Here is a 26,870-nt window from a genome sequence, read left to right as displayed (position 1 = left end):
GTCCCACGGCCGAGGTCCGTCCGGAGTCAGTATCCGGGATCCTCCGGATGCGTGAACGACCTTCTGTGAAGTGGGAGTTGAATGGGCGCAGGCCCCCGGGAAGCCCGGTGCTGCAACACCGGGCGGGGACCTGCGCCATCAAGGACAACCAGAAGGAAACACGTGAACACCTTCAGTCGCCGACGGGCGGGGCGCGCCAGGAGCGCCCGCACCCGTCTTCTTCACCGTAAGCCCAGTTCAGCCCAGGCAACAGGGCGGCCGGGCCTCGGTTCCACCGCCGCACCCCGACAGGGCCGTCCCTCCTGGGCGGCGTTCCTCGCCCATCCGCACGGCCCCGTCGTGCTGGTCCTCACGCCGGCCGGCGCGCCGCGCAAGCGGTCCGCGGTTCCGTCACCACGGGACTGGGTGATCGCGCTGACCTGCGCGGTCGCCATCGAAGTGGCCAAGTACGGGGTGCACTTGACCTAGCCGAGGACCGTCGTGCCCACCGGTAGCCCCCATTCCGGCTCCCGGTGGGCACACGGGTTCGCAGGACGGCGCGCGGACCGGCCGTCGGCGGATCCGGGGAACCAACGCGGGCAACGTTTCCCCGTAGACGAAATTCATTACGTAACGGCGTGACGACGTACCGACATGGCGACGTACCAATACCGCTCGGCGGAACGGGAGGCACCGTGGACGAGGAGACCGAGGAGGAGACCGGGGTACGGGTCTGCCCGTACTGCCTCCATCCGTTCGTTGCCCCGGCCACCCTGGGCAGGCCCCGCGTGTACTGCTCCCCGAGCTGCCGCCAGGGGGCCCACCGGCGCCGCCAGAGCGCGCCCGAGCGGCCCCCCGCCCCGGACGAGGAACTGCTCGACCTGGCCCTGGACATGCAGGAGGAGGTGCGGCGGTTCGTCCGGCTCTTCTCGTCCCCCGACGCGGTCGGCACCGCCCCCCTCACCTCGGCGTCGCGCGTCCGGCGCGCACTCGACGCGCTGACCGCCGCTTCCGTACACAGGGCGCGGGACGGCCGGATCCCCTGGGACGCCATCGGCAGCGCACTCGGCATCAGCCCGGAGCGGGCCCGCAAGACGTACGCGCCCGGCGTGCGGGAGCCCCGGCCCGTGCCGCCACCGCGCGGCGCCCCGCCCGAGGCGGCCGTGGCGGACGCGGACAGCCTCGCTTCGGCCCTCAGCGCCCTCCGGGACGCATCCCGCCTGAGCCAGGGCGAGTTGGCCCGGCGCATGTCCGTCTCCCCCTCGCACGTGTCACGCATGCTCAGCGGACGCAGGGTCCCCCGGTGGCACCTGGTCGAGGACTTCGTCCTGGCGTGCGGCGGGGACCCCCGGCCGTTCCGTGCGCTGTGGGCGCGGCAGACGCGGGGCAGGGACGCCGGGTGATCCCGTCGGCAGCCCGTCCGTCAGACGATCCGCCGGACAGACGAGCCCGTCAGAGAATTCAGTCAGACGATGGGATTGCCGAACTCGACCGACAGCGCGTCCAGTTCGGGGTCGCCGAAGGCGTCGCGCATCGCCTCGAACGCCGCCGTCTTGTCGGCGCCGAAGCGGCGTACGTACGCCGAGTAGGTGGCGGGCGCGTTGAAGCGCGGCGGGCGGGACTTGCTGTGGAACTTGTCCGCGTACATCACCAGGCGCTCCTCGGCCGTCTCGGCCAGGTAGTCACCGGGCGGCAGCGGCAGGTCCTGGCGCACGATGTCGTCCTTGGTGAGCCCGACGCCGGTGTGGCAGGAGCAGAAGCGGCACAGGTACTCCGGCAGCCCGGCCTCCCGCAGGATCTCGTGGCCGAGGATCCCGTGCCGGATGTAGTGGGCGCCGTCGAAGGTGCCGTCGGCGCGGTAGAGGCGGTAGACGCCGATGTCGTGCAGCAGGCACCCGGCGCGGACCAGGTCGCGGTCGACGGTGGTGTCCCCGAGCCGGTCCAGGAGGCCCTCGGCGACGCGCCACACGATCTCGCAGTGCGTGTGGACGGAGTCGTACGCCTCCTGGCTGGGGGCGTGGGCGCGGTGGAGCTCGCGGATCTGGGCCACGGACGGGATGCTCATCGCCGCAGCTTAACGGCCGGATCGCGACGGCTCCGAACCGGCGCCACGCCCCCGTGGCGATCAGCCAGCGGTCGGCTCGGGCCGTCGGCTCTCGGCCCGCTCCTTCAGCGCGGCGTTGAGCCGGGCGAAGTCGTGCTCGGTGTTGGCGATGATCTTTCCGGTGAAGGGCACGAGGATGCCGGAGAAGCGCTCGCCGTGCTCCACGCGGGTGCCGCCCGAGGGGCCGGGGGCGAGCCGGAAGTGGTGCTCGCCGTCGAAGACGCCGGGGATCAACAGGTGCCCGATCCAGCGCAGTTCACGGCCCGCGTCGGCGACGAGGACCTTGGGGCTCATGGCGATGGGGCGGCCGGCGGCGGGGAAGAGCTTGAGCCGGAGCCGCTCGCCCGGCGCGACCGTGCCCTGCGCCTCGCGGATGAAGGGGTTCCAGTCCTGGTAGCCGCTCAGGTCGGAAAGGACCTCCCACACCGTCTGCGGGGTGGCGTCGATGTCGACCGTCGTGGAGATCGTCTGCACTGCGTTCTGCCTTCGGTACGTGACGGGGTGCGGGGGGTCGCGCCATTAGAGCAGCGCGGATCGCCCGGCGAACAGGTCCACCGGCTGGTTCTGCGCCATCCGACCAGCTCAGACGGCTGGTGCTGGTGGTTCCTCCAGGTGACGGGCGGGCCTGGGGGACGTGAAGCGCACGCGGGTGCCCCCTGTCCCGGAAACCGGAGAATCCGGGACAGGGGGTACGGGGACGCGCCAGGCTTCCCACTTCCGGGCGGCTCGGCCGCCCCCGGTGTTCCGTCGCCGTTCCGATGTCCCACTGTTCCGTCTGTTCCGTTGTTCCAGGGGAGAACATGCACCTCCGCACCACCGCCGCGCTGAGCGCGGTCCTGCTCGCCGCCTTCTCGACGCTCACGGCCTGCTCGAAGGAGTCGTCGCCGGTCTCCTCGTCCCGTACTACCGGTGCCACGCCCGGCTCCACCGCGCCGGGTTCCCCCGCGCCCGCCGCCGCGGGGGCCGGCTCCGGGAAGGCGGGTGGCGGGGCGACCGCCGCGGCGCCGTCCGCGAAGGCGGGGGACGGCGGGGCCGGGGCCGCCGCCGCGCTGCCGAAGGGCGACTCGACCACCGTGCGCAAGGGTGCGCCGCCCAAGCCGGACAAGGGCACGGAGGCGACGTACATCGCCTCGCTCACCGCGATCGACTCGGACATCGTCCACGGGAAGCCGGACACGGCCGTGATCCGGGGGCGCAACCAGTGCACGTCGATCAAGGACAGCGACGGCGGCAAGAGCGCCAAGGACAAGGCGGCGCTGGTCACCCTCACGAACAAGCGCTTCACCTCGCCCAAGCACCCGGACGGCTTCGGCGAGCCCAAGGCGAGGGCGATCCTGGACGCGACCCATAAGATCCTCTGCCCGAAGTTCTGACCTGCGCTTCCGTCACCCCGCCCTGTCCCCCTGCCCTGGAATCTCCTTCTGACCGGCGGTGCTTTCACCCCCGTTTACAGTGGAGGTGTGGCGTGCCGCGCGGGCGGCCGACGAGGGGCAGAGGGGCACACCGATGGGCGGGTGGACGAGAGGCTGGAACCGGACGGGGCCGCAGACGGCCGAGGAGATCATCGCGGAGGCGCGCAAGGCGTTCTTCGTGATGTTCGGATTCATGGTGGTCGTCTGGGCGCTGCAGATCGTGAACTGGGCGTCGGGCTACGACCTCGACCGGGAGTTCGGCCTGATCCCGAACGACCCGAGCCGCCTCCCCGCGATCCTGACCGCGCCGTTCCTGCACTTCGGCTGGGACCACATCGAGGCGAACTCGGGGCCGCTCTTCGTCTTCGGGTTCCTCGCGGCCTACCGGGGCGTGGTCCGCTTCCTGTGGCTGACGCTGCTCGTCGCGGTGAGCAGCGGGCTCGCGGTGTGGCTGTTCCAGGGCAGCAATACGCTCGGCGTCGGCGCGAGCGGGCTGGTCTTCGGGTACTTCGGCTACGTGGTGCTGCGCGGCCTGTTCGACCGCCGGCTGATCGACACCCTGATCGGCATCGTGATGGCGGCGTCGTTCGCGTACCTGGTGACGGTCGCGGTCCCGGGCACCCCGGGCGTCAGCTGGCTGGCCCACCTGGGCGGCCTGGTGGGCGGCATGGCGGGCGCGTACCTGCTGCGGGACCGGAGCGCACGGGCGGCGACACCGGCCGGAGCGCCGGGACCGGGCGCCGTAGGCCCTGGCGACGGCCCGGGACGCCCGGCCCTGGGGAAGGGTCGCTCGGGAACCGGCGATTCGGGATCCGGCCGCGAGGACCTGCACAAGGAGCTGAAGGACCTCGGGCTGCTGTAGCGATGCGGAAATGCCGCTGGGGCGCGACGAGTTCGCGCCCCAGCGGCATTTCGCTATTACTGCTTGTACCGCTACCGCAGAGTCAGCACTTGGTGCTGGTCTTCACCTTCGCGTAGGGGCGGCACGTGCCCTTCGGGTAGGGACCCTGGAGCGGAACGAACTTGTAGATGTAACCCTTCTCGCACTGCTTGACCTGGCTCAGGTCGAGGCACGCGTTGGGGTCGAAGGTCAGGGCCTCGGCCGCCTGGTGGTTGGACGGCAGGGCGGTGAAGAGCGTGAAGCTGAACAGTCCGGTCAAGACCGCAGCGAAAACCTTGCGCATGATGTGCATTCTCCCGTTTCATGCGCCAACTATCTGGCGCCGGGGAAGCATGCATTCCATGTAGACGCCATGTCAAGAACGGTCAGGCATCCACCCACCACCCGGACATCTCGGACCCGTCACTGAACACGCCCCCCGCGCGGGCGACTCAAGGAACCGATGCCGGGGCCGCCCGAGCGGATCCCTCGCCCCCCGCCCCCTCAGGCGCCCAGTATCTGCTGCACCAGCCCCAGCACCGGCGTCCCGATCGCGCCCAGTGCCGTGGCGATGGCCGCCACCGAGTTCAGCGCGCTGCGGCGCTCGCGCGGGGAGGCGTCGCTGTCCGGGGCGAGCAGGGCGCGCGAGTCGGCGAGGGAGGCCGCGGTGGTGTCCGGCAACGGGTCCCGGGTGCGCAGGGCGTCGATCTCGGTCAGGAGGCGGGCGAGCAGCTCGCGCTCGGCCGTGCCCGCCGCGTCGTTGTGGTAGGTGATGTTGTTGTCGCCGGTCCCCGAGTGGAACTGGTAGTTGTTACTCATCGACCCCCCAGAGCCTGGTTGCCGCTGACCACGCTGTTGTCGCCGGTTCCGGAGTGGAACTGGTAGTTGTTGCCGGAGCCCTGGTAGTAGCGCAGGTCCACGTTCAGCGTCTCGATGCGGGCCGTGAACTCGGTCCCCGGGTGCTCCAGCGCGTAGGTGAGCTCCGCCAGCAGGTGCTGCAGGCGCTCGGGGTCGTCGAAGGAGACGAGGGCCGCCGCCGCACCGCTGGTGTCGACGCCGAGGACGTGGCGTGACGGCGCCGTCAGGACCGTGAGGAGGTGGACGGCTTCCCAGATCACGAAGCCGGCCGCACCCATCCACGCGAGCGTGATCCAGGCCTCGGTGTCGTCGCTGCTGAACGACGACCGGGTGGCTTCCGAGAGGAAGACCAGCACCAGCATCACCACGCCGGTGAGGAGCAGCCGCCGGAAGAAGCGCCCGGCCGCGGCCCCGCGCCGGGGGTGCAGGACGTACGTGTGCACCCGGGCGATGTTGTTCAGCGGGAACGCGGCGCCGGCCACCCACAGCAGATGTTGCCGCACGACCAGTTGGTGCTTGTTCGGTACCTCGTCCGGGGCGCTCCCCGTCGACGCGATCACTCCGGGCCGGGTGGGCGGACCACTCGGACGAGGCGGTACGGGCGGTACGGGCTGTGCGGTGTGCGGCGGTTCGCTGGATGTCATGACTCCCCCGAGGCCAGCGGATCGCGCGGCCCAGCGGGACGAGCCGGGGCGCTTCTCCTGACGTTCGGTCAAGAATGCCTGGCAGCAACGTTGTTGGCGAGACGATCAGGACGCGTGATTCAGCCGTTTCACCGGCGGCGATGGCCGGAGGCTACCGGTGGGTGGCGGTCCGCCTCGCCGCATGACCGGTATGACCGGCATTCCCGTACGCCCGCGCGCTCCCCTCCCCCGCGTCCCGCCCCCTCACTCCTCGTCGTACACCATCCCTATCCCCAGCGTGCTCTGCATCGGCAGCAGTCCCGTACCCACGATGTCGAGCACCGGCGGCACCAACAGGTCCGCCAGGCGGGCCGTCTCGTCCGGGGCGAGGGCCTCCCACGGGGCGGCGGCCAGCTCGTCGGTGAGCCGTTCCACCGACGTGCGCACCCGGTGCCCCTCCTCCGTCGCCTTGCCGGACTCGTCCACCAGGCCCCTCACGAGCAGGCGTTCACGCGCCGCGGACCACTCCGCCTCCGCCCACTGCCTGCTGGCGAACACCTCCTCGGGCGCCGCGCCCACCGCCGCGTGCGAGACCAGTGACTCGGCCGGGTCCAGGCCGTGCCTGCGCAGCGCCACGAGGTGGCCGTCGCCCCGGTGCTCGCGCAGGATCGTGGCGGCGTGCCACAGCACCGCGTGCGGGGCGTCCGGCCAGGGCAGGGCCGCGTTGGCGGCGGCCAGCGGGCGGGCGGAGGTGTCGGCGGCCTCGGCGGCGCGCCGGGTCAGGGACGCGGCCTCCCGCAGCTCCGGGGAGTCGAGCCGGTCGGCGAGCAGCCGGCGCAGGGCGCGGTCGACCGCGGTGGCGCGGGCCTCCAGGACGCGCCCGGGGGTCGCGGTGTGCCAGGCGGGTGCGACGTACCGCTCGACCATGCCCGGGCTGAAGCTGTAGAACAGCGCGTTCACCAGCGGGGGTCCGACGGGGCCGAGGGGTGCGGCGCGGTACGCGAAGTAGCCGGGCCAGCGCTCGTCGGTGGCGTAGCCGAGCGCCGCCGCCTCCTCGAAGGACTCCTGGGCGTAGTAGACCGTGGCGTGGACCGGCTCCAGGAGCTGCCACATCTGACGGATCGTGCGAAGTGCGTGCGGCATGGCACGGACCTCCCCCTCGTGTCTGTCGTGCTGCTGTCGTGCCTTTCGTCTTCACCCAAGATTCCTCCCCCTCACGCCATCTTGTCAATGACTACTTTCCAGTGACTACTTTTCACTGCCTAGATTCTCGGTATCCTGTTCCCGATGACACCCTCACCTCGCGCCTACCACCACGGAGACCTCCGTCGCTCCGTGCTCGCCGCCGCGCTCGACGCCATCCGCGACGACGGCGTCGCCGCGATCAGCCTGCGCGACCTCGCCCGCCGCGCCGGGGTCTCGCACGCCGCGCCCGCCCACCACTTCGGGGACAAGGCCGGACTGCTGACCGCGATCGCCGCCGAAGGCTTCGACCTGCTGGCCGCCGCCCTGGACGAGGTGCCGGACGACACCGCGCACCGGCTGCGCGAAATGGGCGTGCGGTACGTGGAGTTCGCCCTGGGCCACCCGTCCCACTTCGCCGTGATGTTCCAGCCCGGGCTGTTGCACGAGGCCGATCCGGAGCTCGTCGCGGCCAGGGACCGGTCGGCCGCCGCCCTGCGCGCGGGCGTCGACAGCCTGCCCGACTCGCCGGACGGCGCCGAGGCCCGGCGCACCGGCCTGGCCGCCTGGTCACTGGCCCACGGGTTCGCGACGCTCCAGCTGAGCACCAGCCTGCCGACCCTGGACGACGACCCCGCCGCGACATTCCGCACCCTCGTCGACCGCCAGCCGGGACTCGGCGCACCGTAGGGTCCCGGCACGCCCCACCGCCGGTCGCGGACCGAAGCCGCCGCCGGCGTGGTCGCCGACACCGAAGCACGGCGCGGCTGAGTGCCCGTGGGGCGTCGTCGGCCTCACGAGTCGCCCCTCGACACGGGAAAAAGACGGAACGGAGACTTCCGTTTCCTAGGATCGCGGAGCGCGGCAGCACGTCTTCACCGGCCCGGGCGGCCACGGCACGACCGCTCCCTTCACGAGGGCCCGATGCCGCGTCAGTTTCAAGGAAAGGAACGACGTTGGACGAGAAGGTCCTCGACGCCCAGAAATGGGTGAACGCAACCTACGGCAGCGTGACCGGGTACCAGCGCTGTCCCGAGGACGGCCGCACCGGCTGGTCCACCATGCTGGCCCTGACCATGGGCCTCCAGCACGAGCTGGGGATCAGCCCCGTGGTCGCCAGCTTCGGTCCCGGCACCATGGCCAAGCTCCAGGCCCTGGGCGACATCGGGTTCGGCTGGAACAAGAACGGCAACATCGTACGGATCATCCAGCACGGCCTGTTCTGCAAGGGCTACTGGGGGGCCAACGGCTACGGCGAGTACGGCGCCGTCACCACCGAGGCCGTCAAGGCCCTCCGGGTCGACATGGGGCTGCCCGACGGTGGCACCGGCACCGCCGGTGGCATCACCACGCCGAAGATCTTCAAGTGCATCCTCAACATGGACGCCTACATCAGGATCACCGGCGGCACCGACGAGGTCCGCTCCATCCAGCGCTGGCTCAACGGCCGCTACTGGACGCGCGACGCGTACAGCATCGGCCCCTGCGACGGGATCTACTCCCGCGACGTGCAGAAGGCCCTCGTCATCGCGATCCAGTACGAGCTCGGCATCGCCGCGCCCAACGGGAACTTCGGCCCCGCCACCCAGGACGGGCTGCGGACCAAGAACCTCGGCGAGGGCGACTCCGGACTGTGGGTGCAGTTCTTCTCGGCGGCCTGCGTCTTCAACTCCCCGGTGCCGACCGGCACCAGCGACACCGGCACGCCCACCACCTGGCGCTCCAGCTACGACGGCAAGCTGCGCGAGTGGGTGGAGATCTTCCAGCGGTTCTGCAAGCTGTCCGCCACCGGGCGCGCCGACTACCAGACCTGGGCGCAGCTCCTGGTCTCGATGGGCGACGCGGACCGGCCGGCCACCGGCTCCGACACCCGCTTCGAGATCACCGCCTCGCGCGCGGTGTGGCTGCGCAACAACGGCTACCAGGTGGTGGGGCGCTACATCTACGACCCGCCGGGCTCCACCCTGGACAAGGAGATCAAGCCGGGCGAGCTGCAGACCATCTTCACCAACGGGCTGCGGGTCTTCCCGATCTACCAGGACAACGCCCGCCAGCTCTCCGACTTCACCTACACCGCGGGCTACCAGCACGCGCTCAACGCCCACAAGCTGGCGTCGGACTACGGCTTCAACCGCGGCACCGTCATCTACTTCGCGGTGGACTACGACGCGACCCGCGAGGAGATCGACGCGGCGATCGTGCCGTACTTCTACGGGGTCGCGGCGGGACTCGCGTACAACGGCAAGCGGTACGTGCACGGCGTGTACGGCTCGCGCAACGTGTGCACCGTCGTCAGCCGCCAGACCGGCGCCCGCTTCTCCTTCGTCTCCGGCATGTCCTGGGGCTTCTCCGGAAACCTCGGCTTCCCGATCCCGGCGAACTGGTCCTTCAACCAGATCAAGGAGTTCCAGGTCGTCAACGGGGCCGACAAGTTCGACCTCGACCGCGACGTGGTGTCCGGGGCCGACCTCGGGCAGAACAGCGTCAACAAGCCCTCGGGACCGGCGGACGGCTTCATCGCGTACGTCCAGCGGCTGTACGACCTGGCGCTCTCCTACACCGGGAGCAACCGCAACAAGTCGCAGCTGGTGATGGAGTACGTCCGGCACCAGAAGTACGGCGGCAGCGACTGGGACTTCCTGATCGGCGGCGTGGACGGCAAGTTCGTCGACTACTGCAACGCGGCGGGCATGTCGGTGATGACCGACTTCGTCGATCCGTACACCGCGTACGAGCTGGGCGCGGAGCACCTGATGGCCTCGGCCAACGGGCACTTCACGGCCTGGATGCCGTCCAACCCGAAGTCCGTCAACGAGGGCGACGTGGCGGGCTGGGGCGGTGACCTGCTGACGCTCTACGTCGACTGGCGGCGGGCGAACGACCAGTACCCCAACGGCCGCAACTTCGTGCAGCTGAAGATGGCGAAGGTCGGCGTGGCCTCCAGCTTCGGCTACAACGACCTGATCGAGGACGCCGACGCCTGGCTGCTGGCCAAGGCGGTACGGGACGGCAAGACGATCGTCCAGGCGGTGACCGACCACTACAACGGCGGCGGGGGCCTGAACCGCTTCAACAACTACTGGAACGGCCGGTTCACCGGCAGCACCGAGAACGCCAAGTTCCTGGCGCACAACATCCTCACCGCCGCCGACGACAAGGAGGTCGTGGCCGCGCAGATCGGGCTCGTCACCGTCCGTGGCGGCATCAAGACGCTCCCGGCGATGCTCGGCTACGACGAACTGGAGCCGTTCGAGCAGGGGTTCGTGGACGTCCTGCTCGCCCGCACCGGCAGCGAGCGGCGGCTGCGCGCCACGTACGAGAAGAACCACCAGAAGTACCTGGCGGCCGCCAGGACCCGGGCCGCCCGCAAGTGAACGACCGGCTCGCCAGGGCCTGAACGCCCGCGCGTGAAACCGTGAACCACCTGAAGAACCTGAACCACCGTACGTGATCGAAGGGACCACCCCGTCAGTGAACGCCGTCTCCGTCCTGGCCACGATCGCCCTGCCCGTCCTCGCGGCCGTCGCCCTCGTCGTCTGCGCGTGGCGCACCGTGCGCGGGGTGGCCGACCGCTCCTGGACCCGGCCGGGCTGGTGGCCCAACCCGGCCTTCGTCCTGCTGGTCGCGGGCGCCGTCATCTGGTTCTTCGGAGCCTGGTCGGGCGGCCTCGACGTCGGGGAGGCGTGCGCCGCTCAGGGCACGCCGCTGGACAACGCCTACCGGGCGGCGCACTGGCGGGAGGCGTCGCGGTGGTTCCCGCTGCACAACAAGTGCGACGCCGCCCACGACCTGGTCCCCGCCTACGTGAACCCCACGCTCGTCGCCGTCGCCGTGCTGCTGGTCGGCTGTGCCGTCGCGGCCGTGGCGGCGGTCCTCGGAAGGAAGAAGAGTGACACCACAGCTTGACCGGCGCACCGTCCTGGCGGCGGGTGCCGCACTCGGCGCCACCAGCGCCCTCACCGTCCTGCCCGGCACCGCCCAGGCAGCCGTCCCGGCCGCTCCCGCCGCACCGGCGCGGACCGGCTGGAACGGCGACACCACGGCCAACGGCTGGCCGGTCCTGGAAGAGGCCACGTCGTACCACATCGAGGGCTCCGGCCAGTCGGTGCGGCTGGCCGGGGGCGACGCGGCGGTGATCCTGCTGCACGTGGCCCGCCGGTTCCACTACGAGATCGACGCCCTGCGCCCGGGGGACGTCACCGGCCACACCACGGACCGCGGGGTCGCTCAGCCCTTCGAGTCCAACCACCTGTCGGGCTCGGCCCTGACGATCCGTCCGCACGCCTACCCGCTGGGCGTCAAGGGCGGCCTGTACCCGCAGGAGCTGGTCGTGGTGCGGGACATCCTGGCGGAGCTGGACGGGGCAGTGTCCTGGGGCGGCGACTTCACCGTCCCGAAGGAGTCGCACTTCCAGCTCGCGTACAAGCCGGGCCACCCGAAGGTGAAGGGCGTGGCCCGCAAGATCCGCGGCTGGCTGGCCGGCCCGGGCAACGAGGGCGCGGGCACCGTCGACGCCTTCGCCCCGTCCCGCCTCACCCGCTCCCGCACGTTCGCCCGCACCGTGTAGGAACGGCGCGACGGGAACCCCGGACCCTGCTCAACGCGGTCCGGGGCTTCCGCGCTCACCGAGGGGGCGGCGGGAGCGGTACGCGTCACCCCGCGGCCCGCTCCACGGCCGCCAGGTACGCCTCCCAGGAGGCGGCCCCGCCCAGGCTCAGTTCGAGGGTGCGGCGCAGTGGGTGCGGCGAGCCGGCGATCGCCTCGTTGCGCGCGGCGAGCCGTATCAGCTCCGCCCGGGTCGGCGGCCGGTCGCTCTTGAGGCTGTTGCACCCCTGGTGCGCGGGCGCCAGGTTCCACAGGGCGTCCAGGTCGGGCCCGCTCCACCCGCCGATGCTCCCGTAGCGCTTCATGAGGGCGAACGGGAAGACGTGGTCGACGGCCACGGCGTCCCCCGGCGCGATCACCTCGTCGCAGATCAGGCACCGGCCGTGCTGGAAGCCGATCGTCGCCTCGACGACGCCGGTCACCGCGCGCCGGCGCAGCTTGTCCCTGATCACCCCGTGCGCCAGGTCGACCTCGACGCCGCCGGCGATCAGACTGCGGCCCACCTCGGCGGCGAAGGAGCTCTCCACGATCCGCCAGCGCGCCTCCAGCTCCCCGGCCAGGCCCGGCGCCTGCTCGGACCCGGCGATCTCGACCAGGTCCGGGCTGAGCGTCACCGTCCGGTGCCGCCCCCGGCCCACCAGCGCGTAGAAGGTGTGGGGCACGACCGTGTCGTCGGCCAGGTTGTGGAACTTCTTCATGACCATCCCCGGGATCGAGCGCACCGCCGCGTCCACCAGGCGCTCGGTGGCCCGCCCTGCGACGACGGTGGCGGCCCGCTCGTCGGCGGCGACCGTGAGGAAGTCGCGCGGTCCGGGCTCGGGGCCGCGCGGGGCCTGGGGATCCTGGCCCATGTGGTGGGCCATGTTCAAGGCGTAGGCGGCGGCGAACTCGGTCAGCGGCACGGCGTCGCGCCCCTCGCGCCCGAAGTCGAGCAGCGTCCGTCCCAGGCCGAACTTGTACGTGCGCGAGTTCCTGCCCATCAGCACGGCGAGGCGCCAGGAGGCCCGGGGCGAGGCGTCCCGCTCGTAGAAGTACCGCTCGTGGAGCGCCCGTTCGCGCGCGTCGCTCACGTCCCCTCCGCACCCTTCGCGTGCCGCAGGGACAGGCTCTGCCACCAGACGTCCGCGCGGCCCAGGTGGTCGTCGCCGTCCGAGAAGAGGCGTTCCACCCGCAGGCCCGCGCGGGCCGCGTGCGCGGCGGTCTCCTCGGCCGGGACGTCGTACATGACCCGGCCCTCCGGCGGGGTTCCTCGGCGCAGTGAGATGACCAGGAGGCCCGTCGGGGCGAGGAGTGCGGCCAGGCGGGTCATCGCCGGGGCGCGCTCCTCGGGCGGCAGGTGCATCCACACCGCCGAGAGCAGCACCAGGTCGAAGCCGCCCTCGGGGCGGGGAATGCCCCGCAGGTCGGGCAGCGCGGAGGCGGCCCATTCGATGGCGGGGTCCGGGTGCAGCCGACGTGCCTCCGCGCGCAGTTCGGCCACCGGCTCGGCGGCGAGCACCCGGTAGCCGCGGCGGGCCAGGGCCGCGGCGTCCCGGCCCGTGCCCGCGCCCACGTCGAGGACGCGCGCCGGGGGCGGCGGCAGCAGGTCCTCGACCTCCCCGTGCACGTCCTCGAACGTCACGCTGCCGTACCGCTCGCCCAGCAGGGCCGCGTTCCGCGCGTAGTACTCCTGTACTCCGGCGGCGCGCGGCCCTTCGCCGGGCGCGGTGTCCTCGCTGGTACCGATCATGAGGACACGGTACGGGGCGCCACTGACAACGCCCCGGGGCCCGGGGTCAGGCCCCGGTCGGCGCTCCCGGGACGCGGCGGCTGCCGCCGTTGCGCTCCTGCCAGGCCCGGTACACGTCCACGGCGGCTTCGCGCGGCTCGTGGCGCATCGGCAGTCGGCGCTCGTCCCAGTCCTTGGCGAACTCTGCGTAGAAGTTGTCCAGTTCGAAGTACTTGCGGTCGTCCACGTAGTGCGGCTCGTAGGCGTCGCGGGTGGTCAGGAAGACGACCTCGTCCGGCGAGCAGTAGTAGAGGGCGCCCAGGCACATCGGGCAGGGCAGCGCCAGGATGTAGATCGTGGCGCCGGTCAGGTGCTCGGTGCCCAGCTTCCGGCACGCCTCGCGGATGGCGAGGATCTCGGCGTGGGCGGTGGGGTCGTTGGTCTGGGCGACCTGGTTGGGGCTCTCGGCGAGGATCTCGCCGTCCTTGACGATGACGGTGGCGAAGGGACGGCCGCCCTCGGCGACGTTCTGCCGGGCGAGGTCGATGGTGCGCTGTGCGAAGTCCATGACGTGTTCCTCCAGGGTCGTGGAAGGGGTGGGGCGGGCCGTTATGCGGGGAGCGGCCCGCCCCTGGCCTGCCGGGGTCCGGGCGGAAGGGGCTTGCCCGTGGACTCGTCCGACAGGGGTCAGAGAGGCGCGGATGGGGTGCGGAAGGGGGTGCGCCGAGGGGTGTGGTGAAGGGTGCGGTCTCAGAAGGGCTTGGTCGGCAGGTACTTGCCGTCCAGCGTGATCACCGCACGCTCGCCGCCCTCGGGGTCGGCGACCTTCTTCACGTCCAGCTTGAAGTTGATCGCGGAGATGATCCCGTCGCCGAACTGCTCGTGGACCAGCGCCTTGAGGGTGGTGCCGTAGACCTGGAGCATCTCGTAGAAGCGGTAGATCGTCGGGTCCGTGGGGACCGCGCCGGGGATCGAGCCGCGGGTCGGGATGGTCTGCAGCAGCAGTACCGCGTCCTCGTCCAGGTCGAGGAGCGCGCCGACCGCCTTGGCGGCCTGCTCCGGCAGGGCGTGCTGGCCGAGGACGGCCGCGGTGGTGAAGGCCACCGAGAAGCCGGAGGCCTCCGCGATCCGCTCCCAGGTGAGGTCCTTGCGGATCTTCGCCTCGACGGCACGGGCTGCGAGCAGCTCGCGGGCGGTGGGGTCGAACTGTGCGTGGACCATGAGGGGTTCCTTCTCTCTTCGTACGGGTTAACGGGTCGTACGGGTCGTACGGGGGGGGTGGACGCAGTGCCGTGCTTCGTACGCCCTGCGGTGTTTCGTACGGGGTCTTCGTACGGGTGCCGAGGTCAGCCCTCAGGCGTGGGACGGGGTGCGGTCCGTGGCCGCCAGCTCCTCGACCCGCCCCGTGGCGATGTCGAAGACCCAGCCGTGCAGCCGCACCGAGCCGTCCGCGAGGGCGCGGGCGACCGAGGGGTGGGTGGCCAGGTTGGCGAGCTGGGCGCGTACGTTCTCGCGGACCAGCGCGGACACGTCCGTGCCGGGGGCGGTCCGGGCCAGCGAGGCGTCGGCGTACCGCAGCCAGCCCGCGACGGCGGGGGCCGTGCCGAGGTCGTGGCCCTCGGCGAGGGCCGTCATGGCGCCGCAGGCGGAGTGGCCGCACACGACGATCTCGCGGACGCCGAGGACCGCGACGGCGTACTCGATGCTCGCGGCGACGCCGTCGGCGCCGGGGGTGTACGCGGGCACGAGGTTGCCGGCCGTGCGGACGACGAACAGCTCGCCCGGCTCGCTGCCGGTGATCAGCTCGGGCACGACCCGGGCGTCGGAGCAGCCGATGAACAGCGTGTGGGGGGCGTGGTGCGCGGCCAGGTGGGCGAAGAGATCCGCCCGGGCCGGGAAGACCTCCCGCTGGAACCGCGTGACGCCGTCGGCGAGGTCTCGCATGGTCACTTCCCTTCGATCGCTGCCACCCGGTGGGGGCGACGGGATCCACCATGCACGAGCTGGACCTATAGAGTCCAAGACCTACTATCCATAGCTTCTATAGACTTCATCTATACTTCCTCCCATGGCCTCCCTGGAACTGCGCCACCTGCGCTATCTGCTCGCCGTCGCCGACCACGGCAGCTTCACCCGCGCCGCCGAGGAGCTGCACATCTCGCAGCCGACGCTGTCCCAGCAGGTCAAGCAGCTGGAGCGGACGCTCGGGGTGCAGCTGCTCGACCGGACGGGGCGGGCGGTGCGGCTGACCGACGCGGGCGAGACGTACGCCCTGCACGCGCGGCGCGCCCTGCGCGACCTGTCGGCCGCCGAGCGGGCCCTGCACGACGTCCGGGACCTCTCGCGCGGGCACCTGCGCCTCGCGGTGACCCCGACCTTCACCGCGTACCTGGTCGGACCGCTGGTCGCGGCACTGCACGCACGCCACCCGGGGCTCACGCTCACCGTCCGCGAGGCGGCGCAGGACCGGATCGAGGCCGACCTGCTCGCGGACGAACTGGACCTGGGGATCGCCTTCGCCGACGGGCACCTGCCCGGGGTCGAGGCGGAACCCCTGTTCACCGAGACCCTGAGCCTCGTCACGGGCGGCGGGGCGACCGCTCCCCGCCCCTGGTCGGTCGCCGAGGTGGCGGAGCGCCAGCTCGCCCTGCTGAGCGGGGACTTCGCGACGCGCGGCCACATCGACGCGTACTTCACCGAGCACCGCGTCAGCCCGCGCATCACCGTGGAGGCCAACTCGATCCAGGCCCTCAGCGAGATCGTCCGCCGCACCCCGCTCGCCACGGTGCTGCCCGACGCCATCACGCACGACCACCCGCACCTGACCCCGGTCCCCCTGGAGCCGCCGCTGCCGACGCGCACGGTGTCCCTGCTGAGCCGCGCGGACGCCTACCGCAGCGCGGCGGCGGGGGCGTTCGCGCGGGTGCTGCGCGCGGTGGTGGAGGAGCGGGGGTACGTGCCCGTGGGGCGGTGAGGGTACGCGCGGCCACGGGCGCCGTCAGCGCACCAGTTCCGCCCGGCGCACCCCCGGCGCCAGCAGGCCGACGACCGCGCCGCACGCACTGACCGCCGCGCCCGCCACGAACACCGGCGCCGCGCCCCAGAGCTGGATCGCGTAGCCGAACAGGGGGTACGCCAGCGGGGCCAGGCCCACGCTGGTGAGGGCCAGGACCGAGCTGACGCGGCCCAGGTAGGCCGGCTCGGTGGCCGTCTGGACCAGGCCCGTCGCCACCGCCCCGCACACCCCGCAGACCAGCCCGACCGCACCCGCGAGCGCCACCGCCGCGCCGAGGCCGGGGGCCAGGCCCAGGGCGCCGAGTCCGGCCGCCTGCACGGCCGTCGCCGCGATCTGGACCGCCCCGGCCCTGGGCACGTGGCGGACCAGGGTGAGCAGCAGGGCCCCCGCCGCCGCGCCCGCGCCGAAGGCGCTGACGATCCAGCCGATGCCGGAGGGGCCCCAGCCGCGTTCGGCGGCGAGCAGGACCAGGCCGACGTTGAGGAGCGGGATGCCACCCAGTTCGGTCAGGGCGAGCGAGAGGACCAGCGGGCCGGTGCGGGGGTGCCTGCGGATGTGCCGCAGGCCGTCGCGGAGCTGGCCCCACGGCGACTCGGCGGGCCCGCTCCCGGTGGTGGCGCCGTCGGTCGGCAGCGGTGCCACGCGCACCGCGACCAGCAGCACCAGCGACACCGCGAAGAGGCCCCCGGCGAGGCCGAACGCCGTCGCCGTGCCGCCCGCGCCCATCGCGAAGCCGGCCAGCGGCGGGCCACCGACCGTGCCCACCCGCGCCGCGAGCATCCGCATGCCCTGCACCCTGACCAGCTGGTCAGGGCCGGTGATGCGCGGCGGCAGGGCCCCCACGGCGGGCATGAACAGCGCGTCGACCACCCCGAAGACCAGGGCCACCGCCACGAGCGGCCAGAGGCCCGGGGCCGCCAGCGCGAGGACGGCCGCGAGGGCGAGGACCACCGCGCATCGCACCGCGTCCGAGGCGATGACGATCCGGCGCGGCCCGAGCCGGTCGGCGACCACTCCCCCGCCGAGCATCAGGATCGCGCGCGGTACGGCTCCGGCGGCCAGGACCAGGCCGACCTGCCCCGCGTCCCCCGTCTGGGCGGCCGCCCAGCCCAGGGCGAGGAAGTAGACCGAGTCGCCGACCAGGGAGGCGGCGTACGCGGCCAGCCAGCGCAGGACGTTGGCGTCGCGGTGGGCCGGGCGGGAGGGCGGCGCGGCGGCGGTTGCGGCGGCCGTGGGCGCGGCGGCACTGTCGATGACGGTCACTGGGAGCTCCTCACGGACGGGGCGTGCGGGGCGGCGGAACCTGCCCGGGGGTCACGGCCGGGACGGGAAGCCGTACAGGTGCACCGCGACGTGCTCGCGCCCCTCGGTCTCACCGGCCTCCTCGGCGGCGCGCCCCCGCTCGGTCCAGCGGCGGATCAACTCGCCCAGCTCCTGGCCCATTTCCGCGGTCTCGGCGGCGGTGAGCCGGGGCAGGTACTCGGAGCTGAAGGCCCCGTCCGTCCACTCGCGCGGCCAGGCCGCCAGCTCGTCCAGGTAGGCGGAGTAGCGCTCCTGACGGGCCTGCAGCAACTGCCGGGTGACCGATCCGGCGACGGCCGCGCCCTCGGGACCGGTGAAGTCGGACGTGCGGTACGAGAACCCCTGCTCCGAGCTCACCCGCCACCAGCGCTCGCGCCCGTCGCCGCTGTGCCCGGGCGCGTCCTCGATGAAGCCGCCCTCGGCCAGCTTCCGCAGGTGGTAGCTGACCAGCGAGACCACCTCGTCCACCTGGTCGGCGAGCTGGGACGCGGTCGCCGCGCGACTGGCGTACAGGGCCCGGTAGAGGCGGATGCGCAGGGGGTGCGTGAAGACCTTGAGCGCCTTGACGTCCGTGATGCGCCGGGTCTCTTCGCCGGTCGAGTCGTCTGACATGCCTCGACCTTAGATAGGAAAGAACATTTTCGCAATGGAAATTGCGCAATGAAGTTTTCGCAAGAGGGTTTGCGCAACTCCCCTTTCGCTCCAGGGGGTTCCAGGAGCCCCCCGGCAGCCGTCAGAGCCTGGTCAGCCCGCCGACAGCACCTCGTGCATGCGCTCGTACGTCGGCGCCAGGCGGCGCAGCAGTTCCGCGGCCGTCCGGTCGTCACCCCTCACCAGCGGGTGCTGCAGCGCGCCGAGCGTCCACGCCTGCCCCGCCGCGACGGCCGCCGCCTCCCGCAGCCCCGCCGCGCGCAGGCACCCGGCGGCGCCCGCGAGGCGCCGCGCCGCGACCCCGATCCAGTAGTGCGTCAGCGACTTCCGCAGCAGCGGCGTCAGCCCGTCGTCCGCCATCGCCGCGAGGCGCTCCACGGCGGCCCGGTTCGCCAGCGTGCCCTCGGGCATCGGCAGGTCCGCGCGCACCCCCAGCCAGCTCACCCACTCGGGCAGCGCCGTCCGCACCGCCTCTGCCGGGTCCGGCGCGCCGTACCGGACGAAGCCCCAGCGCAGTACGTACGGCTCCGGGGAGACGGCCGCTTCCCTGGCCCGCCAGGCCGCCATGAACGGGCCGACGGGCACGGTCGCGTACGGGTGGCCGTGCGGGTCGTGCAGCAGCACGCGGTCGCCCTCCACCGCGAGGACCACCACGTAGTGGTCGCAGTACAGGCCCTGCCCCTGCGGCAGGTACTCCAGCCCGCCCGCGTCCACCGGCCCCACGAGCACCGGCCCCCGCGCGCACACCGCCCGCAGGCGCTCCAGCGCCTCCTTCTCCCGCCCGCCCCCGCCGCGCTCGCACCGCCAGCCCAGCAGCCGCGCGGCGGCGTCGAGCCCGTGCTCCGGGCTCCAGCCGTACGGGTCGAAGAACGGCCGCGCGCCGCCGAGCAGATGGACGCCGAACGGCGAGCCGGTGAGGGTCTCGGCGAGTCCGGCCGACGGCGCCTGTGCGCCCAGGAGCATCAGGAGGGCGTCCGTGTGGCACGCCCTGCCCGAGCCGACGAAGTCCACCATTCCCAGGCCCCCGCCCGCGCCGACGCGCCCGCCTACGCGGCTTCCAGTTCCCGCAGGACGGCCTCGCCCGCCGCCCGGTGCCGCGCGGCCCCGTCGGGGTCCGTGGCGTCGAGGAGCGCGGCGATGCCCTCGTGGGCCAGGACCTCCTCGTGCCGGTAGCCGAGCGCCGGAGCCAGCTCCAGGGCCTCGCGGTGCAGGCGCAGCGCCTCCTCGGGCAGGCCCGCGAGGCGGCAGGTCTCGGCGTAGCCGTTGAGGTAGTGGATCTTCCAGTGGGCCTCGAACAGCTCGTCCAGGAGCGCGAACGCCTCCCGGTGGCTGGCCAGCGCCTCCTCATGGCGGCCCATCTGCCGCAGCGCGACGCCCCGGCAGTTGAGGAACCAGGCCTCGTTGTGCACGTGCCCGTCCGCGCGGGCCAGGGCGAGGGCGTCGTCCAGATGGCCGGCGGCCGTCTCCGGCTCGTCCCGCGCCACCGCCACCGCGAGCGCCACGCGGGCCGTCAGCGCGGGCGGCCAGGCCGCCTCCTGGTGCGGGAGGGCCAGCACCTCGCGGGCCAGCCGGGCTGCGTCCTCGCGCCGGCCGAGCTGGACCAGGGCCCAGGCCTCGGCGGCGACCGCGTGCGCCGCCCCGGTGGCGGAGCCGGCCTCCTCGTACAGCTTGCGCGCCACCCCGAACAGGTCCAGGGGCTCGTCCACGCGCCCCTGGTCCCAGCTCAAGTAGGCCCGGCGGAGCGCCAGTTCGGCTTCCGCCGCGAGGTCTCCCGTGCCGGCGAGCAGGCGGTCCGCCTCCTCGTACGCCGCGCGGGCCTCCTCCGTACGGCCCGCGTTGTACCGGGCGAAGCCGAGGTCACTGTGGACCAGCGCGAGGAGGAGCGGGTCCGCGAGGCGGCCCGCGGCCTCCAGGGAGCGCTCGAAGAGGAAGTTGAGGTGCGTCGTGCCGCAGCGGCGCGCGAAGTACGCCCGCATGAAGCGCGGGAGTTCGCACACGTGCGCGTCGGCGCCGATAGCGCTCGCGATCTCGAAGACGGCGATCAGGTTCTCGTACTCCGCGGTCATCCAGCGGAACGCGTCGTCCTTGCCCGAGTGGCGCGGCAGCGCCGCGGGGGCCCGCCCCGCCGTGGGCGGCCGGGACGGCACGAGCGGCATGGCCGCGTCGGCGGCGGCGACCGCGTGCACGTAGTAGTCGAGCATCCGCCCCAGGGCCCGCTGCCGGTCGGCCGGGGCGTCCTGCTCCTCGCCGGCGCGCCGGGCGTGCTGGTGCACGAGGTCGTGCAGCCGGTAGCGGCCCGGCGTGGGCTGCTGCACCAGGTGGGCGTCGAGCAGGTCCTCCAGGACGTCCTGCGCGGTGTGCAGCGGCACGTCGGCGAGCGCGGCGGCGGCGTACTCGTCGAACGTCGAGCCGGGCAGCGCGCCCAGCAGCCGGAAGAGGCGCGCGTGGCCGTGCGCCAACTGCCGTACGGACATGGCGAGCGCGGCGTCGAACTCGCTGGAGCCCTGGGACAGCCGCTCCGCAAGGATGCCCATCGTCCAGCCGGGCCGGTGTCTCAGCCGGGCCGCCGCGAGCCGCAGGGCGAGCGGCAGGTGGCCGCACAGCTCCAGCACCTTGGCCACGGAGTCCGGTTCACGGGCGAAGCGGCCTTCGGGGCCGGACGGGTCGCCGCTGGCCCGCGCGAGGAGGGCGGCGCTCTCCGCGGGGCTGAGGACGTCCAGCGACACCGGGGGGACCTCGTCGAGGCCGAGGAGCCGGTTGCGGCTGGTGACCAGGGCGACGGACTCCCCCGCGCCGGGCAGCAGCGGGCGCACCTGGTCGGCGTCGACGGCGTTGTCGATGACCACCAGGGCCTTGCGGCGGGCGAGTTCGGAGCGCCAGCAGGCGGCCAGCGGCTCGCCGCCCTCGCACGGCACCCGCTCGGAGGGGACCTCCAGCGCGCCGAGGAGCATGCGCAGGGCGGAGTCGGCGTCGAGCGGTTCGCGGCCCTCGGTGAAGCCGTGCAGGTCCACGTAGAGCTGCGCGTCCGGGTAGTCGGCGGTGATCCGGTGCGCGGCGTGGACGGCCAGCGTGGACTTGCCGACGCCCGCCATGCCGTCCAGGGCGACCACCCGATGGGTCGTCAGGGCATGCAGCACAGAAGCGAGTTCGGCGTCGCGGCCGGTGAAGTCCGCGACGTCGCGCGGCAGGTCGTTGCGCGGCCGGGGCTGGAGCTGGCGGCTGCTCTTCGGCGGCGCGGGCAGCGGGTTGGAGGTGCGCTCCCACAGCGGGCGCAGCGGGCGCGGGTCGCGCTTCACGATGCGGCACAGCGCGACCACGGCCGGCCAGGGCGGCACGGTCTGGCCGCTCAGGTAGCGCGACAGGGAGGAGGAGCTGAGGTCGGCCTCGCGGGCCAGTGCCCGCACCCCGAGGCCGGAAAGCTCGTGAACGAGCCTGAGGCGTGCGGCCAGTTGCTCCGCGGGCTCACCCTTGCCCGTCGATTCGTACGCGTCCATGCGTTCCCCCGTCTCGCCGTCCCACCCGCGCAGAAATACTCGGCGCAAGGTCTGCGCAGGTCAAGTCAGTTGCCCCTGTCCCAGGGTGTCCCACCGCGCTCGTCGTCCCGGCGCGTCCCGGCTGTCATGGAGTCACACCGCGAGGGGCGGCCAGGTCGAGGACCTCACGACGAGGACCTCACGACCCGGATGACCCCGAGACACCGAGACACAGAGACCCCGAGGAGAACATTCCGATGCAGTCCCGCATGAAGAACCCCGCCGTCGTCCTGCCCGCCGCCATGGGCCCGATCCAGGAACTCCTCAAGGCCACGCAGTCGGCCGGCGTCGAGGCGCAGACCCTGGAGCTGGTGCACCTGCGGGTCAGCCAGATCAACGGGTGCAGCGCCTGCGTCGACGGCGGGGCGAAGACCGCCCGCAAGGCCGGGATGAGCGACGAGCGGCTGGCCACGGTCGCCGCCTGGCGCGAGGCCCCGTACTTCACCGACGAGGAGCGCACCGCGCTCGAACTGGCCGAGGCCGCCACGCGCCTGGCCGACCGGCCCGACGCGGTGGGTGACGAGGTGTGGGACCGGGCGGCGACGTACTTCGACGAGAAGCAGCTCGCCGCGCTGATCCTGATGATCGGCGTCACGAACCTCTTCAACCGGCTGAACGCGACGACCCGGCAGATCGCGGGCGCCTGGGGCTGAGCCCGCCCCCCGGCGCTGCCCGGGACCCGAGCCCGGGGCGGCGAGGACCCGCCCGCGACGACCACCGCACGACACGGCACGCCCGATCACCCCGACCGAGAGGAACACTCCGATGGCCACCAGGACCACCTCCGCCACCACGTCGTACGAAGGTTTCACCGAGGAGGAGCGCGACGCGATGAAGCAGCGCGCCCGGGAGCTGAAGGCCTCCTCGCGCCGCACCTCGCGCGCCGAGAAGGCCGCGGCGGAGGAGGCGGACGTGCTCGCCAAGATCGCGGAGATGCGGGACGAGGACCGGGTCATGGCCGAGCGGGTGCACGCGGTCGTGCGCGCCAGCGCGCCGCACCTGGCGCCCAGGCTCTGGTACGGGATGCCGGCCTACGCCCTGGACGGCAAGGTGCTCTGCTTCTTCCAGAGCGCGCAGAAGTTCGGCGCCCGGTACGCGACGTTCGGCTTCAACGACCGGGCCGCGCTCGACGACGACAGCATGTGGCCCGTCTCGTACGCGCTGACGGAGGTGACCGAGGCCGTCGAGGCGGCGATCGGCGAGATGGTGACGCGGGCCGCCGCCTGAACCCAGGGGGCGGGGCCCGGCCCCGGCGCGATCCTGCCCGTACCGCACCGCACACATCCGGACCGCGGACCTGCGTACCGCGCCCCCATCTTCGCTGACCTGCACAAATGACCACAGAGCCCTCCGCGCACGAGCCCCGCGCGGAGGGCTCTCGCACGCTCTTCGGAAACCTGCCAGAGCTCCGCGCGGCAATGGGGCGAGAAAGGCCCTGAACGGCCTCCTGAGCGCCTAGCGCGATCCTCACTCAGGGGGGATCGACTCAAACCCCGTTCAGGCCTCCTGCGGGCATCCAGGCACCTTCCAGGCATCACCAGGTCACCCACATTGGGTATCCTGGAACACGTCCCGACCCCCTGGTCGGCGTCGGGACACGCGGCCCAAAGGGTCTTCTTCGTGCTGCCCCGACACCGCGACCACCCCGGCCACCCGACGCCCCGGCTCCACCCGACCTGACCGCTCCCGCACAGCCATGCGTGAGTGCGGCTCGCCATGCCCGAAAAGAGAGCATCTGTGACTGATTCCGGCATCTCCGCCACCCTGGACGGCACCAGCGGCACCCGCACCGCCGCGCCCGACACCACCGCACCCCGCACCACCGTGCCCCACCCCTCCTCCTCGTACGGCGCCGGGGAGATCACCGTCCTGGACGGCCTCGACGCCGTGCGCGTACGACCGGGCATGTACATCGGGTCGACCGGTGCGAACGGCCTGCACCACCTGGTGCAGGAGATCGTCGACAACTCCGTCGACGAGGCGCTGGCCGGGGTCGCCGACCGGATCGACGTCACCCTGCTGCGCGACGGCGGCGTCCGCGTGGACGACAACGGGCGCGGCATCCCCGTCGGGATCCACCCGGTGAAGGGCAGGCCCGCCGTCGAGCTGGTCCTGACGACGCTGCACGCGGGCGGCAAGTTCGGCAGCGGCGGCTACACCGTCTCCGGAGGTCTGCACGGCGTCGGCCTCTCCGTGGTCAACGCCCTGTCCACGCGGCTCGCGGTGGAGATCCGTACGGACGGCCACCGCTGGAGCCAGGAGTACGGGCGCGGTGCGCCGGTCGCGCCGCTCGCCCGGCACGAGGCCACGGACGCCACCGGGACGTCGATCACCTTCTGGGCCGACGGGGAGATCTTCGAGACGACGGCGTACTCCTTCGACACGCTCTCCCGGCGCCTGCAGGAGATGGCCTTCCTCAACAAGGGGCTCACCCTCACGCTCACCGACGAGCGCACGGAGGCGGAGGGCACGGCGGAGGGCACGGAGGCGGAGGGCGTGACCGGGGAAGGCGCGGCGCCGCGGGCCGTCAGCTACCGCTACGACGGCGGCATCGCCGACTTCGTAGCCCACCTGAATGCCCGCAAGGGCGAGCCGGTCCACGTCGCGGTCGTGTCCCTGACCGCCGAGGACCCGGAGCGGGTGCTGTCGGCGGAGGTGGCGCTCCAGTGGAACGAGCAGTTCGCCGAGCGCGTCTACTCGTACGCCAACGGCATCCGCACGCACGACGGCGGCACCCATGAGGAGGGCTTCCGCACCGCCCTCACCTCGATAGTCAACCGGTACGCGCGCGAGAAGCGGCTGCTGCGCGAGAAGGACGCGAACCTGTCCGGCGAGGACGTGCGCGAGGGCCTGACCGCGATCGTGTCGGTGAAGCTGGGCGAGCCGCAGTTCGAGGGGCAGACCAAGACCAAGCTCGGCACGACCGAGGCGAAGGCGTTCGTGCAGCGGGTGGTGCACGAACAGCTCGGCGACTGGTTCGACCGCAACCCGCAGGACGCGACCGAGGTCGTGCGCAAGGCGATCCAGGCCGCCACCGCGCGCGTGGCCGCGCGCAAGGCCCGCGACCTGACCCGCAGGAAGGGCCTCCTGGAGACCTCGGCGCTGCCGGGCAAGCTGGCCGACTGCCAGTCCAGGGACCCCGAGCGCAGCGAGATCTTCATCGTCGAGGGCGACTCGGCCGGCGGCTCGGCCAAGTCGGGGCGCGATCCTCGCTTCCAGGCGATCCTGCCGATCCGGGGCAAGATCCTGAACGTCGAGAAGGCCCGCATCGACAAGATCCTGCACAACCAGGAGGTCCAGGCGCTGATCTCCGCCTTCGGCACCGGTGTGCACGAGGACTTCGACCTGGGCAGGCTCCGCTACCGCAAGATCATCCTGATGGCGGACGCCGATGTCGACGGCCAGCACATCAACACCCTGCTGCTGACCTTCCTGTTCCGCTTCATGCGGCCGCTGATCGACCACGGGCACGTCTACCTCTCGCGCCCGCCGCTCTACAAGCTCAAGTGGAGCCGCGAGCACGTCGAGTACGCGTACTCCGACCGCGAGCGCGACCTGCTGGTCGAGCGGGGCCGCGCCGAGGGCCGCCGACTGCGGGACGACTCCATCCAGCGCTTCAAGGGCCTGGGCGAGATGAACGCCGAGGAGCTGCGGGTCACCACCATGGACGTGGAGCACCGGGTGCTGGGCCAGGTGACGCTGGCCGACGCGGCCGTGGCGGACGAGCTGTTCTCGGTGCTGATGGGCGAGGACGTGGAGGCGCGGCGCTCCTTCATCCAGCGCAACGCGAAGGACGTGCGGTTCCTCGACATCTGAGCCGGGGCCATGTGAGTGCGGGGAGTCTGAGCAGAGGGCGGCGGCGGGCCGGTACCGGGGGCGTCCCGGTACCGGCCCGTCGCCGTGCCCGCCGCGCCTCAGCGGGTGAGCAGTTCCTCGCGGAGCTCGGCGCGCTGGCGGGCGTCGACGGCGATGCCCTTGCGCAGGTAGGCGCCGAAGGAGCCGAAGTCAGAGGACAGCTGCGCGTAACCGGCGTTGAGGTACTCCTCGCGGACGTCCAGCATCGGCTTGTAGACCTTGGCCTGCTCGGCGGGCAGGTGGTCCAGGACCGCCTTGTTGGCGGCGGCGCGGTAGGTGTTGCTGGCGAGGTAGTCGTCGAGGACGGTGTCGGAGGGGACGCCGAGCGCGTTCAGCAGGGTGGCGCCGGCCCAGCCCGTGCGGTCCTTGCCCGCGGTGCAGTGGAAGAGCACGGCGTGGTGCTCGTCGGCGCGGGCGATGCCGTCGAACACCCGGGTGTAGGCGTCCTTGGCGGAGTCGCCCCGCACCATGAACTTCTCGGCCTCGACCATCGCGGCGACGGCCTCCGCCTCGGTGCGCGGCAGCTGCGTGAAGGCGGGCGAGCCGGCGAGGACGTCGGCGACCTCGTAGCGGGCGCGGGCCGGGACGCGGTCGGGGGCCTGGCCGCGCTCGGAGGCGGTGCGCAGGTCGAAGACCGTGCGGATGTGCAGGCGCTCCAGCTTGGCGAGGTCGGCGGGGGTGAGCTTGTCCAGGGCGTCCGAGCGGTAGACCTCGCCCATCTTGACCCAGCGGCCGTCGGCGGTGCGGTAGCCGCCCGCGTCACGGAAGTTGGTGGTGCCCTGGAGCTTGACGAGGCGGTCGGCAAGGCGCAGCCCCTCGCCGCGCTCGGGGACGAGGTCGAACCACTGGCGGTCGGCGGCGGGCAGCCCGCGCACGGTGACACTGGCGTGGCCGTCACCGCGCGCGACGACGCGGCCGTTGGCCTTCACGGTCACTTTCCGGACACCCGGGGCGGCCCAGGAGACGGTGTACGAACCGTCGTCGGCGGCGGTGACGACCGCCTGGGTGAAGGGGACGGCCGGGCGGCCGTGGTGCCCGTGCGCGCCGTGGGCGACGGCGGCGGGGGCGGCGAGCCCCGCCAGCACGGCGGCGGCGAGGGCTACGGAAGTGACACGTGTCGGGGTCTTCATGCCCCGCATCTTTCGAGCCGGTCGCGAACCGG

General features: G+C 72.6%; 28 protein-coding genes. 12 read left to right on the top strand and 16 right to left on the bottom strand.

All coding sequences use genetic code 11. The features are described 5' to 3' along the window. Window positions 1–339 precede the first annotated feature (339 nt). Both ABT160_RS15850 and ABT160_RS15845 read left to right on the top strand, forming a co-directional pair. On the top strand, window positions 340–468 hold the full coding sequence (locus tag ABT160_RS15850; RefSeq protein ID WP_351647827.1) for a hypothetical protein: 129 nt from the start codon (window positions 340–342) through the stop codon (window positions 466–468). Between the two features lie 206 nt (window positions 469–674). Next, the gene (locus tag ABT160_RS15845) at window positions 675–1,382 is read left to right on the top strand and encodes a helix-turn-helix domain-containing protein (RefSeq protein WP_351647825.1); all 708 of its coding nucleotides are present in this window, start codon (window positions 675–677) and stop codon (window positions 1,380–1,382) included. A gap of 62 nt (window positions 1,383–1,444) precedes the next feature. Here ABT160_RS15845 and ABT160_RS15840 read toward each other — a convergent pair whose 3' ends face one another. Then, entirely contained in the window at window positions 1,445–2,044 is a 600-nt protein-coding gene (locus tag ABT160_RS15840) for an HD domain-containing protein (protein WP_351647823.1), read from the bottom strand. A 60-nt stretch (window positions 2,045–2,104) separates the two neighbouring features. Beyond that, on the bottom strand, window positions 2,105–2,557 hold the full coding sequence (locus ABT160_RS15835; RefSeq protein WP_351647821.1) for an SRPBCC family protein: 453 nt from the start codon (window positions 2,555–2,557) through the stop codon (window positions 2,105–2,107). A gap of 326 nt (window positions 2,558–2,883) precedes the next feature. On the opposite strand from ABT160_RS15835, the gene ABT160_RS15830 reads away from it, so the two are divergent. After that, on the top strand, window positions 2,884–3,456 hold the full coding sequence (locus ABT160_RS15830) for a hypothetical protein (RefSeq protein ID WP_351647819.1): 573 nt from the start codon (window positions 2,884–2,886) through the stop codon (window positions 3,454–3,456). Between the two features lie 133 nt (window positions 3,457–3,589). Next, entirely contained in the window at window positions 3,590–4,357 is a 768-nt protein-coding gene (locus ABT160_RS15825) for a rhomboid family intramembrane serine protease (protein ID WP_351647817.1), read from the top strand. 82 nt (window positions 4,358–4,439) lie between these two features. Here ABT160_RS15825 and ABT160_RS15820 read toward each other — a convergent pair whose 3' ends face one another. From ABT160_RS15820 to ABT160_RS15805, 4 genes are all read right to left on the bottom strand, one after another. Further along, on the bottom strand, window positions 4,440–4,679 hold the full coding sequence (locus tag ABT160_RS15820) for a hypothetical protein (RefSeq protein WP_351647815.1): 240 nt from the start codon (window positions 4,677–4,679) through the stop codon (window positions 4,440–4,442). A gap of 200 nt (window positions 4,680–4,879) precedes the next feature. Continuing rightward, entirely contained in the window at window positions 4,880–5,194 is a 315-nt protein-coding gene (locus tag ABT160_RS15815) for a hypothetical protein (protein WP_351647814.1), read from the bottom strand. Further along, window positions 5,191–5,877 carry a DUF6232 family protein gene (locus ABT160_RS15810; RefSeq protein WP_351647812.1) on the bottom strand — a complete coding sequence of 229 codons (687 nt, stop codon included), beginning with the start codon at window positions 5,875–5,877 and terminating at the stop codon, window positions 5,191–5,193. The genes ABT160_RS15815 and ABT160_RS15810 overlap by 4 nt, the downstream gene beginning before the upstream one ends. 243 nt (window positions 5,878–6,120) lie before the next feature. Beyond that, complete coding sequence (locus ABT160_RS15805) at window positions 6,121–6,999, bottom strand: SCO6745 family protein (protein ID WP_351647810.1); 879 nt, start codon at window positions 6,997–6,999, stop codon at window positions 6,121–6,123. A gap of 144 nt (window positions 7,000–7,143) precedes the next feature. Between ABT160_RS15805 and ABT160_RS15800 the strand changes: the two genes are divergently transcribed. The 4 genes from ABT160_RS15800 to ABT160_RS15785 all read left to right on the top strand — a co-directional run bounded on the left by ABT160_RS15800 (window position 7,144) and on the right by ABT160_RS15785 (window position 11,605). Continuing rightward, window positions 7,144–7,728 carry a TetR/AcrR family transcriptional regulator gene (locus ABT160_RS15800; RefSeq protein WP_351647808.1) on the top strand — a complete coding sequence of 195 codons (585 nt, stop codon included), beginning with the start codon at window positions 7,144–7,146 and terminating at the stop codon, window positions 7,726–7,728. Between the two features lie 266 nt (window positions 7,729–7,994). Further along, complete coding sequence (locus ABT160_RS15795) at window positions 7,995–10,412, top strand: glycoside hydrolase domain-containing protein (protein ID WP_351647806.1); 2,418 nt, start codon at window positions 7,995–7,997, stop codon at window positions 10,410–10,412. Between the two features lie 97 nt (window positions 10,413–10,509). Then, entirely contained in the window at window positions 10,510–10,944 is a 435-nt protein-coding gene (locus tag ABT160_RS15790) for a hypothetical protein (protein ID WP_351647804.1), read from the top strand. Further along, window positions 10,928–11,605: a hypothetical protein gene (locus tag ABT160_RS15785; RefSeq protein WP_351647802.1), complete on the top strand. Its 678-nt coding sequence runs from the start codon at window positions 10,928–10,930 to the stop codon at window positions 11,603–11,605. The genes ABT160_RS15790 and ABT160_RS15785 overlap by 17 nt, the downstream gene beginning before the upstream one ends. Window positions 11,606–11,690: 85 nt before the next feature. On the opposite strand, the gene ABT160_RS15780 is transcribed toward ABT160_RS15785, so the two are convergent. The 5 genes from ABT160_RS15780 to ABT160_RS15760 all read right to left on the bottom strand — a co-directional run bounded on the left by ABT160_RS15780 (window position 11,691) and on the right by ABT160_RS15760 (window position 15,295). Continuing rightward, window positions 11,691–12,713, bottom strand: coding sequence for an HNH endonuclease (locus ABT160_RS15780; RefSeq protein WP_351647800.1), 1,023 nt, complete (start codon window positions 12,711–12,713; stop codon window positions 11,691–11,693). Then, window positions 12,710–13,372, bottom strand: a complete 663-nt coding sequence (locus ABT160_RS15775) for a class I SAM-dependent methyltransferase (RefSeq protein WP_351647798.1) — start codon at window positions 13,370–13,372, stop codon at window positions 12,710–12,712. Before ABT160_RS15775 ends, ABT160_RS15780 begins: the two co-directional genes overlap by 4 nt. A gap of 46 nt (window positions 13,373–13,418) precedes the next feature. Continuing rightward, complete coding sequence (locus ABT160_RS15770) at window positions 13,419–13,919, bottom strand: nucleoside deaminase (protein WP_351647796.1); 501 nt, start codon at window positions 13,917–13,919, stop codon at window positions 13,419–13,421. A 182-nt stretch (window positions 13,920–14,101) separates the two neighbouring features. Beyond that, window positions 14,102–14,572 carry a cyanase gene (gene cynS / locus ABT160_RS15765; RefSeq protein ID WP_351647794.1) on the bottom strand — a complete coding sequence of 157 codons (471 nt, stop codon included), beginning with the start codon at window positions 14,570–14,572 and terminating at the stop codon, window positions 14,102–14,104. Window positions 14,573–14,704: 132 nt separating this feature from the next. Then, window positions 14,705–15,295 (bottom strand): carbonic anhydrase, encoded by a 591-nt coding sequence (locus ABT160_RS15760; protein WP_351647793.1) that lies wholly within the window; start codon window positions 15,293–15,295, stop codon window positions 14,705–14,707. Window positions 15,296–15,419: 124 nt separating this feature from the next. Between ABT160_RS15760 and cynR the strand changes: the two genes are divergently transcribed. Continuing rightward, window positions 15,420–16,325 carry a transcriptional regulator CynR gene (gene cynR / locus ABT160_RS15755; RefSeq protein ID WP_351647792.1) on the top strand — a complete coding sequence of 302 codons (906 nt, stop codon included), beginning with the start codon at window positions 15,420–15,422 and terminating at the stop codon, window positions 16,323–16,325. A gap of 24 nt (window positions 16,326–16,349) precedes the next feature. On the opposite strand, the gene ABT160_RS15750 is transcribed toward cynR, so the two are convergent. The 4 genes from ABT160_RS15750 to ABT160_RS15735 form a co-directional block, all read right to left on the bottom strand. Continuing rightward, window positions 16,350–17,630: an MFS transporter gene (locus ABT160_RS15750; RefSeq protein WP_502984234.1), complete on the bottom strand. Its 1,281-nt coding sequence runs from the start codon at window positions 17,628–17,630 to the stop codon at window positions 16,350–16,352. Window positions 17,631–17,681: 51 nt separating this feature from the next. Continuing rightward, complete coding sequence (locus ABT160_RS15745) at window positions 17,682–18,281, bottom strand: winged helix-turn-helix domain-containing protein (RefSeq protein WP_351647790.1); 600 nt, start codon at window positions 18,279–18,281, stop codon at window positions 17,682–17,684. 132 nt (window positions 18,282–18,413) lie between these two features. Then, entirely contained in the window at window positions 18,414–19,334 is a 921-nt protein-coding gene (locus tag ABT160_RS15740) for a YobF C-terminal domain-containing protein (protein WP_351647788.1), read from the bottom strand. Window positions 19,335–19,366: 32 nt separating this feature from the next. Beyond that, complete coding sequence (locus tag ABT160_RS15735) at window positions 19,367–21,814, bottom strand: ATP-binding protein (RefSeq protein ID WP_351647786.1); 2,448 nt, start codon at window positions 21,812–21,814, stop codon at window positions 19,367–19,369. Window positions 21,815–22,050: 236 nt separating this feature from the next. Here ABT160_RS15735 and ABT160_RS15730 point away from each other — a divergent pair, with 236 nt between their 5' ends. The 3 genes from ABT160_RS15730 to gyrB all read left to right on the top strand — a co-directional run bounded on the left by ABT160_RS15730 (window position 22,051) and on the right by gyrB (window position 25,669). Next, window positions 22,051–22,506, top strand: a complete 456-nt coding sequence (locus ABT160_RS15730) for a carboxymuconolactone decarboxylase family protein (RefSeq protein ID WP_351647784.1) — start codon at window positions 22,051–22,053, stop codon at window positions 22,504–22,506. Window positions 22,507–22,618: 112 nt separating this feature from the next. Next, the gene (locus ABT160_RS15725; protein ID WP_351647782.1) at window positions 22,619–23,080 is read left to right on the top strand and encodes an iron chaperone; all 462 of its coding nucleotides are present in this window, start codon (window positions 22,619–22,621) and stop codon (window positions 23,078–23,080) included. A gap of 489 nt (window positions 23,081–23,569) precedes the next feature. After that, window positions 23,570–25,669: a DNA topoisomerase (ATP-hydrolyzing) subunit B gene (gyrB, locus tag ABT160_RS15720; RefSeq protein ID WP_502984233.1), complete on the top strand. Its 2,100-nt coding sequence runs from the start codon at window positions 23,570–23,572 to the stop codon at window positions 25,667–25,669. 98 nt (window positions 25,670–25,767) lie between these two features. Here the strand turns inward: gyrB and ABT160_RS15715 are convergent, their stop codons facing one another. Beyond that, window positions 25,768–26,838 (bottom strand): tyrosine-protein phosphatase, encoded by a 1,071-nt coding sequence (locus ABT160_RS15715; protein ID WP_351647780.1) that lies wholly within the window; start codon window positions 26,836–26,838, stop codon window positions 25,768–25,770. Window positions 26,839–26,870 lie beyond the last annotated feature (32 nt).

Source organism: Streptomyces sp. NPDC001941 (assembly GCF_040296945.1).
Lineage (GTDB): Bacteria > Actinomycetota > Actinomycetes > Streptomycetales > Streptomycetaceae > Streptomyces.
This window is presented reverse-complemented; position numbering and strand designations above follow the sequence as displayed.

What these genes read in the sequence shown, in the direction of transcription:
- ABT160_RS15730 (WP_351647784.1), top strand. Translation starts at nt 22,051, where the DNA reads ATGCAGTCCCGCATGAAGAACCCCGCCGTCGTCCTGCCCGCCGCCATG.
- ABT160_RS15735 (WP_351647786.1), bottom strand. Translation starts at nt 21,814, where the DNA reads ATGGACGCGTACGAATCGACGGGCAAGGGTGAGCCCGCGGAGCAACTG.
- ABT160_RS15775 (WP_351647798.1), bottom strand. Translation starts at nt 13,372, where the DNA reads ATGATCGGTACCAGCGAGGACACCGCGCCCGGCGAAGGGCCGCGCGCC.
- cynR (WP_351647792.1), top strand. Translation starts at nt 15,420, where the DNA reads ATGGCCTCCCTGGAACTGCGCCACCTGCGCTATCTGCTCGCCGTCGCC.
- ABT160_RS15810 (WP_351647812.1), bottom strand. Translation starts at nt 5,877, where the DNA reads ATGACATCCAGCGAACCGCCGCACACCGCACAGCCCGTACCGCCCGTA.
- ABT160_RS15725 (WP_351647782.1), top strand. Translation starts at nt 22,619, where the DNA reads ATGGCCACCAGGACCACCTCCGCCACCACGTCGTACGAAGGTTTCACC.
- ABT160_RS15820 (WP_351647815.1), bottom strand. Translation starts at nt 4,679, where the DNA reads ATGCGCAAGGTTTTCGCTGCGGTCTTGACCGGACTGTTCAGCTTCACG.
- cynS (WP_351647794.1), bottom strand. Translation starts at nt 14,572, where the DNA reads ATGGTCCACGCACAGTTCGACCCCACCGCCCGCGAGCTGCTCGCAGCC.
- ABT160_RS15805 (WP_351647810.1), bottom strand. Translation starts at nt 6,999, where the DNA reads ATGCCGCACGCACTTCGCACGATCCGTCAGATGTGGCAGCTCCTGGAG.
- ABT160_RS15800 (WP_351647808.1), top strand. Translation starts at nt 7,144, where the DNA reads ATGACACCCTCACCTCGCGCCTACCACCACGGAGACCTCCGTCGCTCC.
- ABT160_RS15715 (WP_351647780.1), bottom strand. Translation starts at nt 26,838, where the DNA reads ATGAAGACCCCGACACGTGTCACTTCCGTAGCCCTCGCCGCCGCCGTG.
- ABT160_RS15840 (WP_351647823.1), bottom strand. Translation starts at nt 2,044, where the DNA reads ATGAGCATCCCGTCCGTGGCCCAGATCCGCGAGCTCCACCGCGCCCAC.
- ABT160_RS15830 (WP_351647819.1), top strand. Translation starts at nt 2,884, where the DNA reads ATGCACCTCCGCACCACCGCCGCGCTGAGCGCGGTCCTGCTCGCCGCC.
- gyrB (WP_502984233.1), top strand. Translation starts at nt 23,570, where the DNA reads ATGCCCGAAAAGAGAGCATCTGTGACTGATTCCGGCATCTCCGCCACC.
- ABT160_RS15770 (WP_351647796.1), bottom strand. Translation starts at nt 13,919, where the DNA reads ATGGACTTCGCACAGCGCACCATCGACCTCGCCCGGCAGAACGTCGCC.
- ABT160_RS15760 (WP_351647793.1), bottom strand. Translation starts at nt 15,295, where the DNA reads ATGCGAGACCTCGCCGACGGCGTCACGCGGTTCCAGCGGGAGGTCTTC.
- ABT160_RS15740 (WP_351647788.1), bottom strand. Translation starts at nt 19,334, where the DNA reads ATGGTGGACTTCGTCGGCTCGGGCAGGGCGTGCCACACGGACGCCCTC.
- ABT160_RS15815 (WP_351647814.1), bottom strand. Translation starts at nt 5,194, where the DNA reads ATGAGTAACAACTACCAGTTCCACTCGGGGACCGGCGACAACAACATC.
- ABT160_RS15745 (WP_351647790.1), bottom strand. Translation starts at nt 18,281, where the DNA reads ATGTCAGACGACTCGACCGGCGAAGAGACCCGGCGCATCACGGACGTC.
- ABT160_RS15825 (WP_351647817.1), top strand. Translation starts at nt 3,590, where the DNA reads ATGGGCGGGTGGACGAGAGGCTGGAACCGGACGGGGCCGCAGACGGCC.